The sequence below is a fragment of the Streptomyces sp. FIT100 genome (assembly GCF_024584805.1).
Taxonomy (GTDB): domain Bacteria; phylum Actinomycetota; class Actinomycetes; order Streptomycetales; family Streptomycetaceae; genus Streptomyces.
Window position 1 is genome coordinate 4,149,440 of record NZ_CP075715.1, and the last position, 13,544, is coordinate 4,162,983.

The following is a 13,544-nucleotide window of genomic DNA, read 5'->3' on the forward strand; positions in this document are numbered from 1 at the left end:
GCTCCCCGGCCCCGGCGGCGGGCTTGAGTCTCCAGCCGGTGGAAGGTCCAGACTCGCCGTATGAACGCCGACGACAGCAGTCGGCAGCCGCCCGAGCCGCCCGAACCGTCCGAGTCGCCCGAACCGTCCGAGCTGTTCACCATCGGGCAGCTGTCCCTGCGTACCGGGATGCCGGTGCGCACCATCCGCTACTGGTCCGACACCGGCGCCCTGCCGCCGGCCGGTCGCAGCAGCGGCGGCTACCGGCTCTACGACGCCGCATCCGCCGCCCGCCTCGAACTCGTCCGCACGCTGCGCGAGCTCGGGCTGGGTCTGGACGACGTGCGGCGGGTGCTGGAGCGGGAGACCACCGTCGCGGATGTCGCCGTCGACCACATCAAGGCGCTGGACGCGCAGATCAAGGGCCTTCGGCTGCGGCGTGCGGTGCTCGCCGCCGTCGCCGCGGGACGGAGGCCGCCGACCGAGGAGATGACACTGTTGAACAAGCTCGCCCGGCTCACCGCCGGAGAACGCCGCCGCATCATCGACGACTTCCTGGACGAGGTCTTCGGCGGCCTCGACCTCGATCCCCGGCTGCGGGACCGGATGACCGACATCCGCGTGGAACTTCCCGACGACCCCACGGCCGCGCAGGTCGACGCGTGGGTCGAACTCGCCGAGCTCGTCGCCGACCCGGAGTTCCGGCGGCGGCTGCGCTCCGTCGCGCAGTCCGGCGCCGCGGGGCGCGCCGAGGAGGGGCCCGGCCGGGAGCCGGGGGCGTACCTCTTCTTCGTCAGGAAGGTCGTCGGCATGGTGGGCGAGGCCCGCGCGGCCGGGATCGCCCCGGACGCGCCGGAGGCCGCCGGCGTGCTGGACCGGCTGCTCGGGCCCGCCGACCGCGTCCGCAGGGCCGAGGTGCTTGCCCGCATCGAGGACGCGGGCAACGCGCGGATGGAGCGGTACCGGCAGTTGGTCGCCGCCGTGAACGGGGAGCCGGTGCGGCCCTCGCACGCCGAGGAGTTCGCCTGGCTCGCGGCGGCGCTGCGCGCTCACTCCTGAGCGCAGAGCACCACGAGACGCTGCACGAGGTTGTTGCCGAAGCCGCCCCGGTTCCACGGCTGCTCCAGGGGCTGGGTGCGGCCGTCGGCATCGGTGGCGCGGACCGCGAGCACATGGCTGCCCGGGGTGGCCGTCCACGCGGTGTGCCAGTGGCGCCACGCCCAGGGGTGGCCCTCGGCCGGGTCGAGCGCGGCGTCGTGCCATGTACCGCCGTCGTCGGCGCTGACCTCGACCCGTACGACCGGGGCGTGCCCGGACCAGGCCCGGCCCTCCAGACCCACCCGGCCGGGGCGCACGGCGCGGGCGCGGGACATGAAGTCGGGGAAGCCGGGCGGGACCATCAGGGCGCGGGGCTCGATGCGGGTGACGGGCTCGCCGGGGTCGTCGGCGGACTGCTTGTATCGGTAGGCGACCGACTGCTGGTAGCCCGTGAACGGGGTGGCGGTGAGGCTGATGTCGCACAGCCACTTCACCTGGGCCATGCCGTACCAGCCGGGTACGACCAGCCGCACCGGGTGCCCGTGCTGCGGCGGCAGCGGCTCGCCGTTCATCGCGTACGCGACCAGCACCTCGGGGTGGTCGCCGGTGGCCACCGGCAGCGGCAGGCTGCGCCGGTAGTCCTGCTCGACGCCGCGCTCGACCCCGTGGTCCGCGCCGGTGAAGACCGCCTCGACGGCGTCCGGCGCGGGGCCCGCCTCGTCGAGCAGCACCCGCAGCGGCACCCCGGTCCACTCGGCGGTGCCGACCGCCTCCACCAGCCAGGGCTGGCTGACGGGCCGCGGGCTGAGCAGGGCGCGTCCGTTGCCCGCGCACTCCATGGTGACGCGGTGGGTGCGGGGCGGGTACGCCTTGAGGGCGGCCAGGTCGAGCACGAGCGGGGTCCGCACCCGGCCGCCGACGGTGAGCCGCCAGTCGCCGCCGGTGTCCGGGATGTCGTAGTGGACGAGGATGTAGTGCAGCCCGGCCGGTGTCACCTCGTACCGCAGCGCCTCCAGCGGCATCCCGTGGTTGCGGGCCGCGAGCGCGAGTTCCTCCAGGCTGATCCCCTCGCCGGGCCCGGCGAGACGGCCCGGGCCGCTGATCGCCCCGAGAGGCCGGTCGGTGCGCGGGTCGTCCATGCCTCCATGGTGCGCGTGCCCGAGGGGGGACGCTCAACGATGCGCCCGCGGCGCGGACCGCCGGGCAACGGGACGGCAGGCAACGGGAGGTCCAGCAACAGGACGTCCGGCAGTAGGACGTCCGGCAACAGCCCGTCGTGCGTTCGCGGGGCGGCCCCGCCCGGACCAGACTGGTCAGTGTCGGGCACACCGGAAAGGACGCCGCCGATGACCATGGACGATTCGTACGGCTCGGCCGACGGCGCTCCCGGTCCGCTGCGCGTACTCGTCTTCGGCGCCGCGATGCGGGCGGCATCCGTGAACGCCCGCCTCGCCTCGCTCGTGGCCCGGCTGGTCGCCGACACCGGTGCCACCGTCGATCTCGCCTCGATGCGCGACTTCCACATGCCGCTGTACGACGGTGACATGGAGGAAGCCGAGGGGCTGCCGAGCGGTGCCCTCGCGCTGCGGGACCGGATCGAGCGGTGCGAGGCGTTCGTGATCTCCTCGCCCGAGTACAACGCGTCGGTGCCGGGCGTGCTGAAGAACGCCATCGACTGGGTCTCGCGGGTGCGTCCGCAGCCGTTCAAGGACAAGCACGCGATGCTCGTCTCCGCCTCCCCGTCGATGGTGGGCGGCAACCGGGGGCTGTGGGCGCTGAGGGTTCCGCTGGAGCACCTCGGCACCCGCGTCTATCCGGACATGTTCAGCCTGGCCAAGGCCCACCAGGGCTTCACCGAGGACGGGCAGCTCACCGACTCCGGGCTTCAGCAGCGGCTCGCCGAGACGGTGGAGGCGTTCCTCCGCCTGGTCGAGGCCGACATGCGGTACGTGTGCCTGGAACGCCGCTGGTACGAGTTCCTCGGGGACCGTACCGAGGCGGCGATCACCCAGCGGGCCGAGGACTGACGAGCGCCGGGGGCCGGGGGCCGGGGGCCGGACGACGAGGTCCGAGAGGGCCGGCCGGGGCTATTCGCCGATCCGCACCACCGCGAGCGTGATGTTGTCGGGACCGCCCGCCTCCATCGCGGCCTTCCACAGCTCGTAGGCGGCCCTGCCGTCGTCGTGCGCCCGCAGCAGCTTCTCCACCTCGTCGTCCGGCACCGGGTCGGTCAGCCCGTCGGAGCAGACCAGATAGCGGGTGCCGGTGGTCACCGGGGCGACCGAGACATGTGCCGTGACGGGGCTGAAGACGGGGCTGCCGCCGAGCGTCTGCGTCACGGCCGACGTGGTGCGGCGTCCCGGCGCGGGCGGCGGGCTGTCGTCCACGCTGACCTGGCGCAGTCCGTCCGGCGCGAGGTCGTACACCTTGCTGTCGCCGACGTTGAACGTCAGCAGCGACCCGTCGAGCACGACGGCACCCGCGACCGTGGTCCCCATCGTGGTCAGTTCCGGATCGCCGTCCGCGACCGCGTACACCGTGCGATTGCAGAGGTCCAGGGCGTCGTGGACGGCCTCCTCGCCGTCGAGCGAGGGGCCGAGCGAGGCGAGCCTGCGGACGACCAGCCCGCTCGCCACCTCCCCGGCGGGCTGCCCGCCGAGGCCGTCGGCGACCGCGACGACGAGCGGTGTGCCGAGGGCGAAGAGGAGCGTCTGGGGGTTCTCGGTCACCGTGCCGCACAGGGTCCACGGTCCGACGACGAGGCTGTCCTCGTTGTGGTCCCGTATCAGTCCGACATCGCTCAGAGCGGTGACAGCTACGTACGGCACGGATGGCTCCTCCCCACCATTGTGACGCGGTCGGCATGGTGACGCGGTGACGCGGTCGGCGGGAGCGGCGCGGGCGGTCAGTGCGAGATGGCGGCCTTCATGGCCACGAGGACCAGCCCCAGGAGCAGATTGACGACGCCGGTGACGACCACCAGACGCCGGGCGGCCCCGGCGCGAACGACCGCGGCGGTGGCCCAGCACACCTGTCCGGCGAGCGCGACGCCGAGCGCGAGCCACACGGTGTCGTTGTGCCCCAGATCCAGCAGCGGGCTCACCGCCACGGCGGCGGCCGGCGGGAAGGCGGCCTCGGCGATGGGCCACTCCTTGCGCGCCTCCTCGCGGACCTGCCGCCACGACAGGTCCCCGCTCGCCAGCCGGTGGCCGACGAGACGGGAGTAGACGTGGATGAGCCAGAAGACCAGACCGGTGGTGATCAGCATGATCGTGAGTTGCAGCTTGGGGTACGGACCCAGCGTCCCCGCCGTGGCGATCACGGAGGCGGCGAGGAGCGAGCCGTGGACCGCGCCGGAGAAGTCCCGTGCGGGAGCGGGCGGCCGGGCGGCGCCGGGGCTGCTGGATCTCATCCCCTCAGCATGCCGGGGTGCCCGCGGCGCACCCGGCAACCGCGCCCGCCGGGACAAATGAGTTGACGACCGATCCGGCGGCTCGCTTGCATCGGCATCGCCCGGGCGGGCCTTCCCGTCCCTCCGGTACGACGGCCCGATCGGAAGGCGCAGGTGCTCCATGGCCGCTCGCAGGATGCATGCCGACGAGGCGGAGACCGATGTCTGCCTGGTGCGACGGCTGCTGGGCGCGCAGTTCCCGCAGTGGGCGGAGCTACCCGTCACCCAGGTCGGTCCGGTCGGCACGTCCAACGCGATGTACCGGCTCGGCGAGGACATGGTCGTACGGCTGCCCCGGGTCGCCGGATCCGCCGCCGACGTCGACAAGGAGCACACGTGGCTGCCGCGGCTCGCCCCGCCGCTGCCGGTCGCCATTCCGGTGCCGCTGGGCAGGGGCAGGCCCGGTGAGGGCTATCCCTGGCCCTGGTCCGTCTACCGCTGGCTCGACGGCGAGCCCCCCGGCCGCGCCGGTGCATCCGGTGAGGCCGGCGAGGTCGGAGACGTCGGAGACGCCGGTGGGCTCGCGGAGGATCTGGCCGGATTCGTCGGGGCGCTGCACCGGATCGATCCCGCGGACGGGCCTCCCGCCTACCGCAGCGAGGCGCTGGCGACACGCGATACCTCGACGCGGGCCGCGATCGAGGAGCTGGCCGGGCGGGAGTACGGGTTCGGGTACGGGCACAGCGCCTCCCCAGCCGCGTCCGTCGCCGTCGCGACCGCCGTCTGGGACGCGGCCCTGCGGGCGCCCGGGTGGGACGGCCCGGCCGTCTGGATCCACGCCGGCCTGCAACCGGGCAACCTGCTGACCGTACGGGGACGGCTCAGCGCCGTCATCGACTTCGGCTGCCTGGGGGTGGGCGATCCGGCCGTCGACCTGATCGTGGCGTGGTACGTGCTGCCCGCCGCCGCCCGCGGCGCCTTCCGCGCCGCGCTGGGCCCGTGGGCCGATGACGCGGCCTGGGTGCGGGGGCGCGGCTGGGCGCTGTCGATCGGGCTCATGGAGCTCCGGTACTACCGGGAGCCCAACCCGGTCATGGCGGCCACCGCCCGTTATGTGATCGGTGAGCTGCTCAGGGACCACGAGGCCGGCCGGGCCGGCCGGCCCGGCCGACGCCTCACGGCGTCGGGACCGGCGGCCTCACAGCGCCAGGACCAGCGCCGCCCCCAGGCCGCCCAGGAGCAGCGCGAAGGCCATCGGGACCCATCCGCCGTCCCGCCAGGGGAAGAAGGCGTCGAGAGAGAGGCGCCGGGGGCCCACGGCGGCGATGGTCAGGGCGGCGACGGAGAGAAGCATGGGGTACGCGAAAGACGGGGGTCCGGCCGGCCACAGGCTCAGCTGGGGGGCGACGGACATGGCGTTCATCAGGACCCCGATCACGGCCGCCGCGGCGAGCGGGGTGAGCAGCCCGGCGGCCAGGCCCAGGCCGCCGAGGAGTTCCGAGATCCCGGTCAGGGCGGCGAAGAAGACGCCGGGTTCGTACCCCATCGCGGCGAAGCCCTTTCCGGTGGCCTCCAGGCCCGGCCCGCCGAAGCTGCCGAACAGCTTCTGGGCGCCATGGCCCGCCATGATCAGGCCCACGGCCAGCCGGAGGAGGAGCATCCCGACGTCGTCGGCGCCCACCGCCCCCGGCGCGGGCCGCGCGGTGAGGGCGTCTCGGCGGCGATGGGGCCGCTCTGTGGGGGAAGTCATCGGGGAATCACCTCCGGGCAAGGCCGTCGGCGGGTCTCACCTCTTCCGATACTGCCCTCCGCCCGGGAGGACGGCCAAAGGAGCGCGGGCGTTCGTGTGGCCGCTCTTGTACGGCTGCTCATGTACGGCCGCACTTGAGCGGCCGCAATCGAGTGGCTGCTCCGAGTGGCAAACGGTATTGCCGTTTCGGGGACGTCGGCGGTCCAATGGGTGGTGTGGAGCTCTCACCCGCCATCGCCCGTGCCCTGACCGAGGTCGGCCCCAGGCTCAAGCGCCTGCGCACCCAGCGCGGAGTGACCCTGGCCGCGCTCTCGGAGGCCACCGGCATCTCCACGAGTACTCTGTCCCGCCTGGAGTCGGGGCAGCGCCGCCCCAGCCTGGAGCTGCTGCTCCCCATCTCCCAGGCCCACCAGGTCCCCCTGGACGAACTGGTCGGTGCGCCCGAGGTGGGCGACCCCCGGGTCCGGCTCACGCCCACGGTGGTGAACGGGAGCACCGTGGTCCCGCTGACCCGCCAGCCGGGGCCGCTGCTGACCTTCAAGATGATCATCCCGGCGTCCCGCAACACCCCCGATCCCCGTACGCACGAGGGCTACGAGTGGCTCTACGTGCTCGCGGGGCGGCTGCGGCTCGTCCTGGCCGACCACGACCTGCTGCTGGGCGCGGGCGAGGTGGCCGAGTTCGACACCCGGCTCCCGCACTGGTTCGGCAGCACCGGTGACGGACCCGTCGAGATCCTCAGCCTCTTCGGCCGCCAGGGCGAGCGCATGCACGTCCGTGCGCGGCCCGGCAGCGGCAAGCCCCGGGCCGACGGCCCGGGGCTCGCTCAGGCGTGACAGGGCGTGACGGGGCGGCGTCCGCGCCTACGGGTGCAGCACGACCTTCGTGTAGCCGTCGATCCGCTTGTCGAACTTGTCGTACGCCGACGGCGCCTGGTCCAGCGGGAGCTCGTGCGAGACGACGAAGCTCGGCTTCGCCCGGTCCTCGATGATCATGTCGCGCAGGTAGCGGTTGTAGCGCTTCACATTGCACTGCCCCGTACCCATCTTCAGGCCCTTCTCGAACATCTTGCCGATCGAGACGAGGAGCATGCCGTGCTGTGCCTGCTCGTCGGGGCCGCCGGGGTCCGACGGTACGTAGAGTCCGGGTACGCCGAGCATCCCGGTGGCCCGTACCGTGCCGACGAGCGAGTTCAGTACGGTCGCCGGCTCCTCGCGGTCGGTGCCGTGGGCCGTCGCCTGGTAGCCGACGGCGTCCACGCCCTTGTCCGTGCCGATGCCCTCGGTCTGGTCCTTGATCTGCTGGACGGGGTCGCCCTCGGCGAAGTTGATCGGGACCGCGCCGATCTCCCGGGCCTTCTCCAGCCGCTCCGGGACCCGGTCCACGACGAACACCTTCCGTGCGCCGCGCAGCATCGCCGAGTACGCGGCCATGAGCCCGACCGGCCCGCCGCCGTACACCGCGACGCTCTCGCCCGGACGCACCTGGGCGAGCTCGCAGCCGTGGTAGCCGGTGGGGAAGATGTCGGCGAGCAGCATGAAGTCGGTCTCGTGCTCGTTTCCCGGCGGGAGCTTCAGGCAGTTGAAGTCGGCGTAGGGGACGCGCAGGTATTCCGCCTGGCCGCCGGGCCAGGGGCCCATGGCCACATAGCCGTAGGCACCGCCCGCGAAGCCGGGGTTGACGGTCTGGCAGAAGCCGGTGAATCCCTCGTTGCAGTTGGTGCAGAAGCCGCAGGCGACGTTGAAGGGCATGACCACCCGGTCGCCTTCCTTGAGCGAGGTGACGCCCTGGCCGGTCTCCTCGATGATCCCCATGTTCTCGTGCCCGAACACGATGCCCGGCTCGGCCGCCGTACGGCCCTCGTACATGTGCAGGTCGGAGCCGCATATCGCGGTCGACGTGACGCGTACGACGACGTCGTTGGGGTGCTTGATCGTGGGCTTGTCGACGTCCTCGACCGCCACGGTGAACGGTCCCTTGTACACGACGGCCTTCATGGCTGCCACCTCCGCTCGGCGATGCACGTGTGATTGCCGCCCCGCCCGCCCGCCCTTCGGCGCCCCCTCGTTCCGGCCCTTGGCGCCGCGCCATGTCAGCGTGACCCTTCTCTCCATGATTCTCCGGCCACCAGGATCGGACAACCCGGTAATCTCGGGAGGAATATCCGCCCCTGGTATGACCCGAGCGGGAGCGGACCGAGACACGGAGAAGGAGGGCGAGAAGTGGCAGCACAGCGGCTCGGGACCCTGCTCGTCCCAGTGCCCGGCCTGTCCGGCACCACCTACCCGGCCGGAACGACGGTGACCGTGCGCGGTCGCGGCGCGACGGTCGACGCCTTTGTGAACGGCGACTGGCTTCCGCTCTCGTGGTGGGAGTTCTGCGACGGACTCCGCGAGGACGTCGCGGACCGCTGACGGTCCACCGGCCGGACACGGTCCCACCTGCGGTGATCGGTGACGCCGACCTGTAGTGATCGTTGAGGCGGACATGCGGGCCGGACGGTCCGCATGCCGCCGCGCCACCCATGTCCTGCTCGCGATCGGCCGGCCCGCCCGCCGCGCCGAGGGCCGTCTCAGCGGGGGAACAGCCTCGCCAGCGGCCGTACGAGCAGCCGGGTCGCCCGCCAGGCGGCGAGGAGCGAGGCGAGGAGCAGCAGCACGCCGAGCAGATGGTGCAGGGCGCCCGCGATCCCCGCACGGCCGAGCAGCAGGGAGCCGGTGAGGCTGGTGGACCAGCCGAAGGCGATCAGCAGGGAGCCCGCGACGGAGACCGGGACCCCGCCCATGCCGAGCGCGTCGAGGTCCGCGTCCGCGTCGAAGGTCTCGGCGCCTGCGGCGCCGAGCAGGACCGTGAGCCAGAAACCCGCGGTCACGACGAGCGCCGAGGAGAAAAGGACCGTGGGAAAGGCCGCGGCGGCTTCGAGGAACTCGCCCATCCGTCTTCGCTTCCTCCCCCTCGCAGGCGCCGTCGGCGTGCCGGCCCCGGCGCGGGCCCCGGTGCGGGTGCCGATGCCGACCCCGGTGCCGGCCCCGGTGCGGCAGTTCCTTCCGGACTCCCGCACCGGGAACGTCCCCCGTGTTTCCCCGTACGCATCCTGACAGTGCTGCACAGGTGTTCGCATTGCCGGTCTCCGGCAGTCTTTACACTCTCCTGATGCCGGGTGCCGTCACTCCCGGCCCCTCTGCCACCCTGACTCCCGGACGTCAAAGAACCGTCAGAGGGACGTCAGGAAACAGGGGGATCGGATGACAGGGTCCGAGATACGCGCCATACGCGCGACGCGCGAGATGCCCGACGCCTATCTGGACGGCTACGCCCGGATCCTGGCCGACGTCGCCCTGACCGGCCGCCGCCTCACCCGCGACGAGCTCGACGCCCGGCGCGCCCTCGGCGAACGGGCCGCCGAGGACGGCCACGGGCTGCGGGCCCTCGTGGCGAGTCATCTGGCCACGACCCGCCAACACTGGCCCGCCGCCGCGCCGGGCGCGTCGGTGGACGGGGTCCTCGCCGCCATGGCCCAGGCCGTGGACGCCTTCGCCGAGGGCTTCGAACGCGCCCAGCGGTTCGCCGTACGCCAGGAGGAGGCCGCACGGCGGGAGTTCATCGACGACCTGCTGTACGGACGCAGCGACCTGGGCAGGCTGGCCGAGCGGGCGGAACGGTTCGGCCTGCGCCTCTCCCACGCGTACGCGGTCGCCGTGGCCCACGGCCCGGAGCCGTACGACGACACGCATCCCGTCACGCGGCGCGTGGACGGCGCGCTCGTGGGCCGCTTCGGCGACCGGCTGATCCTGCTCGCCACGAAGGAGGGGCGGATCATCTGCATCGCCCCCGGCGACCAGCCCGAGATGCTCGGCCACTTCGCCAAGCACGCGCACGCCGCCACCGACGGCGGCCAGGTGGCGATCGGCCGGCCCCATCCGGGCGCGGGCGGCGTGGTGCAGAGCTACGAGGAGGCCCTCGGCGCCCTCGACCTCGCCGCGCGGATGGGGTACGAGGAACCGGTGCTGCGCGCCGCCGAGTTGCTCGTCTTCCCCGTCCTCACCCGGGACAGACAGGCCATGGCCGACCTCGTACGCACCACCCTGGGGCCGCTGCGCACGGCCCGCGGCGGAGCACAGCCGCTCATCGACACGCTGGCCGTCTACTTCGACGCCGGCTGCGTGGCCGCCGAGGCCGCCCGCCGGCTGCGGCTGAGCGTGCGGGCGCTCACCTACCGACTCGAACGCGTCCGCACCCTGACCGGGGCCGACCCGGCCGACCCGATGCACCGCTACACGCTGCAGACCGCGGTCATCGGGGCCCGGCTGCTGGACTGGCCCGCGCGGGAACTCTGAGGACTCACGGGTGCGGCCCGGCGGCGCCGCCCGGGTCGTCCACCTCGCGCAGCAGCTCGTGGAGGAGATGGGCGGCGGTGATCACGCCGAGGAGGCGGGGGGTCGTTCCGGTCCCGGACCTCTCGGCCACGGCGACGAGGGGGCTGCGGACGCGGGACATCAGGGCCGCGACCTCCAGGGCGGTGTCGTCGGGGTCGGCGACGGGCGGGGCGGGGGCGTTCCTGGGGAGGCAGTCGCCGACGCGGCGGCCGATCAGGGACCGGCAGAGGCGGTCGGCGTGCTTTTCGTCGACGACGGCGGCGAGGGTGGGGTCCTCGATCACGTACTCGGGCACCAGGACCTTGATCATCTGGGAGCCGGCGAGGGCGTCGCTGTCCACGGTCACGTATTCGTACTCGACTGCCAGGTCTCGTGCGCGCACGGCCGGCTCCTCGTCTGCTGCCGTTGGTCGCTGTCTCCAGCGTCGTCCATGTGGTCTGAGTCGTCTGCGGTATCTGCGGTATCTGCGTTCATGGGTTCTGACCGGTCAGGCCAGGGCGAAGTAGCGCAGCCATACGTACACCGCCGCGAGGGCCACCGTGATGGCGGTCACGACGAGTCCGTACCTGGTGAAGTGCCAGAAGGAGATGGGGGTGCGGTTGCGTTCGGCGATGCCGAGGACGACGACGTTGGCGCTGGCCCCGATCGCGGTGGCGTTGCCGCCGAGACCGGCGCCGCCGAGCGCCGCCGCCACGCGGTGCACCTTCTCGCTGATGATCAGCGCGTATGTGCCGATGAAGATGACGAGCGCCGCCCAGCTCTGCCAGTCCTTCACGATCCTCCGATGCGCGGGGAACCCCTGACGCCCGACTCCCGACTCCCGGCGCCTGACTCCGGTGTGGCTCCAGCATGACGGGGAGCGGCGGGAAGGGTGCTGCACGGCGCGGCCTCCCGGGGGGAGGATGGAGGAGTCAGGAGTAGGGGATGGCGCCCAGGGAAGCGGGGCGGCGGCGATGGGACGGGGACAGCTTGCCCGGCCGGGCGGGCACCGCGGTGTTCCGCACACCGCTGACCTGCGGGTCGAGGCATGGGCCCCCACCCGTGAGGACTGTCTGGCGCACGCGGTGCGCGGCGTCGCCGAGTCGTTCGCCGACCTCGGCGGGGCGGCGGTCACCCGCACGCGGGACGTGATGATCCGGGCGGAGCGCGACGAGGAGCTTCTGGTGGCCCTCCTGGAGGAGTTCGTCTACTGGCTCGACACCGCGGGTGAGGTGCCGGTGGACGTCGAGATCACCCCGGTCAGGGGCGGGTTGCAGGTGGGCTTCCAGGTCGCGCACGTCGATGCGCTGCCGCTGATCGGCGCGGTGCCGAAGGCGGTGACGCTGCATGAGCTGGCGTTCGCCCACGGGCCCGGGGGCTGGCGCTGCTCGGTGACGCTGGACGTGTAGGAGGGGCTTGCAGGAGGCGATCGATCATGGTCCGGACCGTCGAGAAGACCGTTGAGGTCGTCAAGGAAGGACCCTTCCGCTTCCGTATCGACCGGCACGGGGACATGCGCGTGCCGGGCGTGGTCTTCGCCAGCCAGGCCCTGCTGCCCGAGGCCGCAGGCGACCAGGCCCTGCTCCAGGTCGTGAACGTGGCGGTGCTCCCGGGGATCGTCGGCGCCTCGTACGCGATGCCGGACGTGCACTGGGGATACGGCTTCCCCATCGGCGGCGTCGCCGCGACGGACACGGCGGACGGGGGCGTGATCTCGCCCGGCGGTGTCGGCTTCGACATCTCCTGCGGGGTGCGGCTGCTCGCGGCCGGCGACGACCGCGACGCGCTCGCTCCGCACCGCCTCCGGCGTCTGATGGACGAGCTCGGCATGCGCATCCCGCGCGGGGCGGGGCGCGGGGCGGTGTGGCAGGTCGGCCGGGCCGAGCTGGGGCACGTCCTGACGGAGGGCGCGCGGTACGCGGTCGAGCGCGGGCACGGCGTCGCCCGCGACCTGCGGCGCTGCGAGGACGAAGGGGTGCTGTCCGGCGCCGACCCCGGACAGGTCGGCGACCGCTCCGTGGAACGGGGCCTCGGGCAGCTGGGCAGCCTGGGCTCGGGCAACCACTTCCTGGAGGTGCAGGCGGTCGAGACCGTCTACGACGAGGCCGCGGCCGGGGCGATGGGGCTGCGGGAGCGGCAGGTCTGCGTGATGATCCACTGCGGCTCGCGCGGCCTCGGGCACCAGATCTGCACCGATCACGTCCGCACCATGGACCGTGCGATGGCGCGGTACGGCATCGAGGTCCCCGACCGGCAGCTCGCCTGCGTCCCCGCGGACTCGGACGAGGGCCGCGCCTACCTGGCGGCGATGGCCGCCGCGGCCAACTACGCCCGCGCGAACCGCCAGTTGCTGTCCGAGGCGGCCCGGCGGGCCTTCGCCGACACGGTCGGCTGCGGTCTCGACCTGGTGTACGACATCTCGCACAACCTCGCCAAGCTGGAGACGCACCAGGTCGCGGGGGCCCCGCTGCGGCTGTGCGTCCACCGCAAGGGAGCCACCCGCGCGCTGCCGGCCGGCCACCCCGATCTGCCGCGCGAACTCGCCGGGTTCGGCCAGCCCGTGCTCATCCCGGGGACCATGGGCACCGCCTCGTACGTGCTGGCGGGTGTGCCGGGCGGCGGGGCCTGGCACTCGACGTGCCATGGCGCCGGGAGGGTGCGCAGCAGGCACCGCGCCGCACGGGAGGTCGACGGGAGGCGGCTGCGCTCGGAGCTGGAGGCGCAGGGGATCGCGGTACGGGGCACCTCCTGGCGCGGACTCGCGGAGGAGGCCCCGATGGCGTACAAGGACATCGACCGCGTCGTGGAGGCGAGCGAGGGCGCGGGGCTGTGCCGCAAGGTGGCCCGGCTGGTCCCGCTGGGGGTCGTCAAGGGCTGACGCGGCGCTGTCGTGAAGGGCTGACGCGGCGCTGTCGTGAGGGGCTGACGCGGCACTGACGTCAAGGGCTGACGCGGCCCGCTGACGCCGCGGGCCGCATGGTCTCGAACGGCGCCAGGGGCGCGATACGGCGCCGCGCGGTGGCGCCTTCGG

14 protein-coding genes and 2 pseudogenes are annotated in these 13,544 nt (G+C 73.2%); 8 read left to right on the top strand and 8 right to left on the bottom strand.

Annotation, left to right across the window (positions count from 1 at the left end):
* Positions 1–60: 60 nt before the first annotated feature.
* The gene (locus KK483_RS18655; protein ID WP_262006347.1) at positions 61–1,038 is read left to right on the top strand and encodes a MerR family transcriptional regulator; all 978 of its coding nucleotides are present in this window, start codon (positions 61–63) and stop codon (positions 1,036–1,038) included.
* Here the strand turns inward: KK483_RS18655 and KK483_RS18660 are convergent.
* The gene (locus KK483_RS18660; protein ID WP_262006348.1) at positions 1,029–2,156 is read right to left on the bottom strand and encodes a sulfite oxidase; all 1,128 of its coding nucleotides are present in this window, start codon (positions 2,154–2,156) and stop codon (positions 1,029–1,031) included. The genes KK483_RS18655 and KK483_RS18660 overlap by 10 nt on opposite strands.
* A 207-nt stretch (positions 2,157–2,363) precedes the next feature.
* On the opposite strand from KK483_RS18660, the gene KK483_RS18665 reads away from it, so the two are divergent.
* The gene (locus tag KK483_RS18665) at positions 2,364–3,044 is read left to right on the top strand and encodes an NADPH-dependent FMN reductase (protein WP_262006349.1); all 681 of its coding nucleotides are present in this window, start codon (positions 2,364–2,366) and stop codon (positions 3,042–3,044) included.
* Positions 3,045–3,104: 60 nt separating this feature from the next.
* Here KK483_RS18665 and KK483_RS18670 read toward each other — a convergent pair whose 3' ends face one another.
* The gene (locus KK483_RS18670; RefSeq protein WP_262006350.1) at positions 3,105–3,845 is read right to left on the bottom strand and encodes a PP2C family serine/threonine-protein phosphatase; all 741 of its coding nucleotides are present in this window, start codon (positions 3,843–3,845) and stop codon (positions 3,105–3,107) included.
* A 77-nt stretch (positions 3,846–3,922) separates the two neighbouring features.
* The gene (locus tag KK483_RS18675) at positions 3,923–4,429 is read right to left on the bottom strand and encodes a hypothetical protein (RefSeq protein WP_262006351.1); all 507 of its coding nucleotides are present in this window, start codon (positions 4,427–4,429) and stop codon (positions 3,923–3,925) included.
* 175 nt (positions 4,430–4,604) lie between these two features.
* On the opposite strand from KK483_RS18675, the pseudogene KK483_RS18680 reads away from it, so the two are divergent.
* A pseudogene (locus KK483_RS18680) lies at positions 4,605–5,432 on the top strand (aminoglycoside phosphotransferase family protein); the annotation flags it as partial.
* 174 nt (positions 5,433–5,606) lie between these two features.
* On the opposite strand, the gene KK483_RS18685 reads toward KK483_RS18680, so the two are convergent.
* A complete protein-coding gene (locus KK483_RS18685) occupies positions 5,607–6,158 on the bottom strand; it encodes a DoxX family protein (RefSeq protein ID WP_399016101.1) in 552 nt (183 codons plus the stop codon).
* 206 nt (positions 6,159–6,364) lie between these two features.
* Between KK483_RS18685 and KK483_RS18690 the strand changes: the two genes are divergently transcribed.
* Positions 6,365–6,994, top strand: a complete 630-nt coding sequence (locus tag KK483_RS18690; RefSeq protein WP_262006352.1) for a helix-turn-helix domain-containing protein — start codon at positions 6,365–6,367, stop codon at positions 6,992–6,994.
* Between the two features lie 27 nt (positions 6,995–7,021).
* On the opposite strand, the gene KK483_RS18695 is transcribed toward KK483_RS18690, so the two are convergent.
* Entirely contained in the window at positions 7,022–8,155 is a 1,134-nt protein-coding gene (locus KK483_RS18695) for a glutathione-independent formaldehyde dehydrogenase (protein WP_262006353.1), read from the bottom strand.
* Between the two features lie 225 nt (positions 8,156–8,380).
* On the opposite strand from KK483_RS18695, the gene KK483_RS18700 reads away from it, so the two are divergent.
* A complete protein-coding gene (locus tag KK483_RS18700; RefSeq protein WP_242328755.1) occupies positions 8,381–8,572 on the top strand; it encodes a hypothetical protein in 192 nt (63 codons plus the stop codon).
* A gap of 158 nt (positions 8,573–8,730) precedes the next feature.
* On the opposite strand, the gene KK483_RS18705 is transcribed toward KK483_RS18700, so the two are convergent.
* Complete coding sequence (locus KK483_RS18705) at positions 8,731–9,093, bottom strand: hypothetical protein (protein ID WP_262006354.1); 363 nt, start codon at positions 9,091–9,093, stop codon at positions 8,731–8,733.
* A gap of 310 nt (positions 9,094–9,403) precedes the next feature.
* On the opposite strand from KK483_RS18705, the gene KK483_RS18710 reads away from it, so the two are divergent.
* A complete protein-coding gene (locus tag KK483_RS18710; protein WP_262006355.1) occupies positions 9,404–10,495 on the top strand; it encodes a CdaR family transcriptional regulator in 1,092 nt (363 codons plus the stop codon).
* Between the two features lie 4 nt (positions 10,496–10,499).
* Here KK483_RS18710 and KK483_RS18715 read toward each other — a convergent pair whose 3' ends face one another.
* Together KK483_RS18715 and KK483_RS18720 are read right to left on the bottom strand one after the other, a co-directional pair.
* A complete protein-coding gene (locus KK483_RS18715; RefSeq protein WP_262006356.1) occupies positions 10,500–10,916 on the bottom strand; it encodes a CBS domain-containing protein in 417 nt (138 codons plus the stop codon).
* 105 nt (positions 10,917–11,021) lie between these two features.
* Positions 11,022–11,210: pseudogene (locus tag KK483_RS18720) on the bottom strand (hypothetical protein); the annotation flags it as partial.
* A 277-nt stretch (positions 11,211–11,487) separates the two neighbouring features.
* Here KK483_RS18720 and KK483_RS18725 point away from each other — a divergent pair.
* Positions 11,488–11,922, top strand: coding sequence for an archease (locus KK483_RS18725; RefSeq protein ID WP_262006357.1), 435 nt, complete (start codon positions 11,488–11,490; stop codon positions 11,920–11,922).
* 26 nt (positions 11,923–11,948) lie between these two features.
* On the top strand, positions 11,949–13,391 hold the full coding sequence (locus KK483_RS18730) for an RtcB family protein (RefSeq protein ID WP_262006358.1): 1,443 nt from the start codon (positions 11,949–11,951) through the stop codon (positions 13,389–13,391).
* Positions 13,392–13,544: the final 153 nt, after the last annotated feature.

Bases quoted from the DNA above. Each gene is read 5' to 3' on its own strand.
- KK483_RS18730 (WP_262006358.1), top strand. From the start codon at position 11,949: ATGGTCCGGACCGTCGAGAAGACCGTTGAGGTCGTCAAGGAAGGACCC.
- KK483_RS18710 (WP_262006355.1), top strand. From the start codon at position 9,404: ATGACAGGGTCCGAGATACGCGCCATACGCGCGACGCGCGAGATGCCC.
- KK483_RS18675 (WP_262006351.1), bottom strand. From the start codon at position 4,429: ATGAGATCCAGCAGCCCCGGCGCCGCCCGGCCGCCCGCTCCCGCACGG.
- KK483_RS18660 (WP_262006348.1), bottom strand. From the start codon at position 2,156: ATGGACGACCCGCGCACCGACCGGCCTCTCGGGGCGATCAGCGGCCCG.
- KK483_RS18705 (WP_262006354.1), bottom strand. From the start codon at position 9,093: ATGGGCGAGTTCCTCGAAGCCGCCGCGGCCTTTCCCACGGTCCTTTTC.
- KK483_RS18655 (WP_262006347.1), top strand. From the start codon at position 61: ATGAACGCCGACGACAGCAGTCGGCAGCCGCCCGAGCCGCCCGAACCG.
- KK483_RS18725 (WP_262006357.1), top strand. From the start codon at position 11,488: ATGGGACGGGGACAGCTTGCCCGGCCGGGCGGGCACCGCGGTGTTCCG.
- KK483_RS18695 (WP_262006353.1), bottom strand. From the start codon at position 8,155: ATGAAGGCCGTCGTGTACAAGGGACCGTTCACCGTGGCGGTCGAGGAC.
- KK483_RS18665 (WP_262006349.1), top strand. From the start codon at position 2,364: ATGACCATGGACGATTCGTACGGCTCGGCCGACGGCGCTCCCGGTCCG.
- KK483_RS18690 (WP_262006352.1), top strand. From the start codon at position 6,365: ATGGGTGGTGTGGAGCTCTCACCCGCCATCGCCCGTGCCCTGACCGAG.
- KK483_RS18685 (WP_399016101.1), bottom strand. From the start codon at position 6,158: ATGACTTCCCCCACAGAGCGGCCCCATCGCCGCCGAGACGCCCTCACC.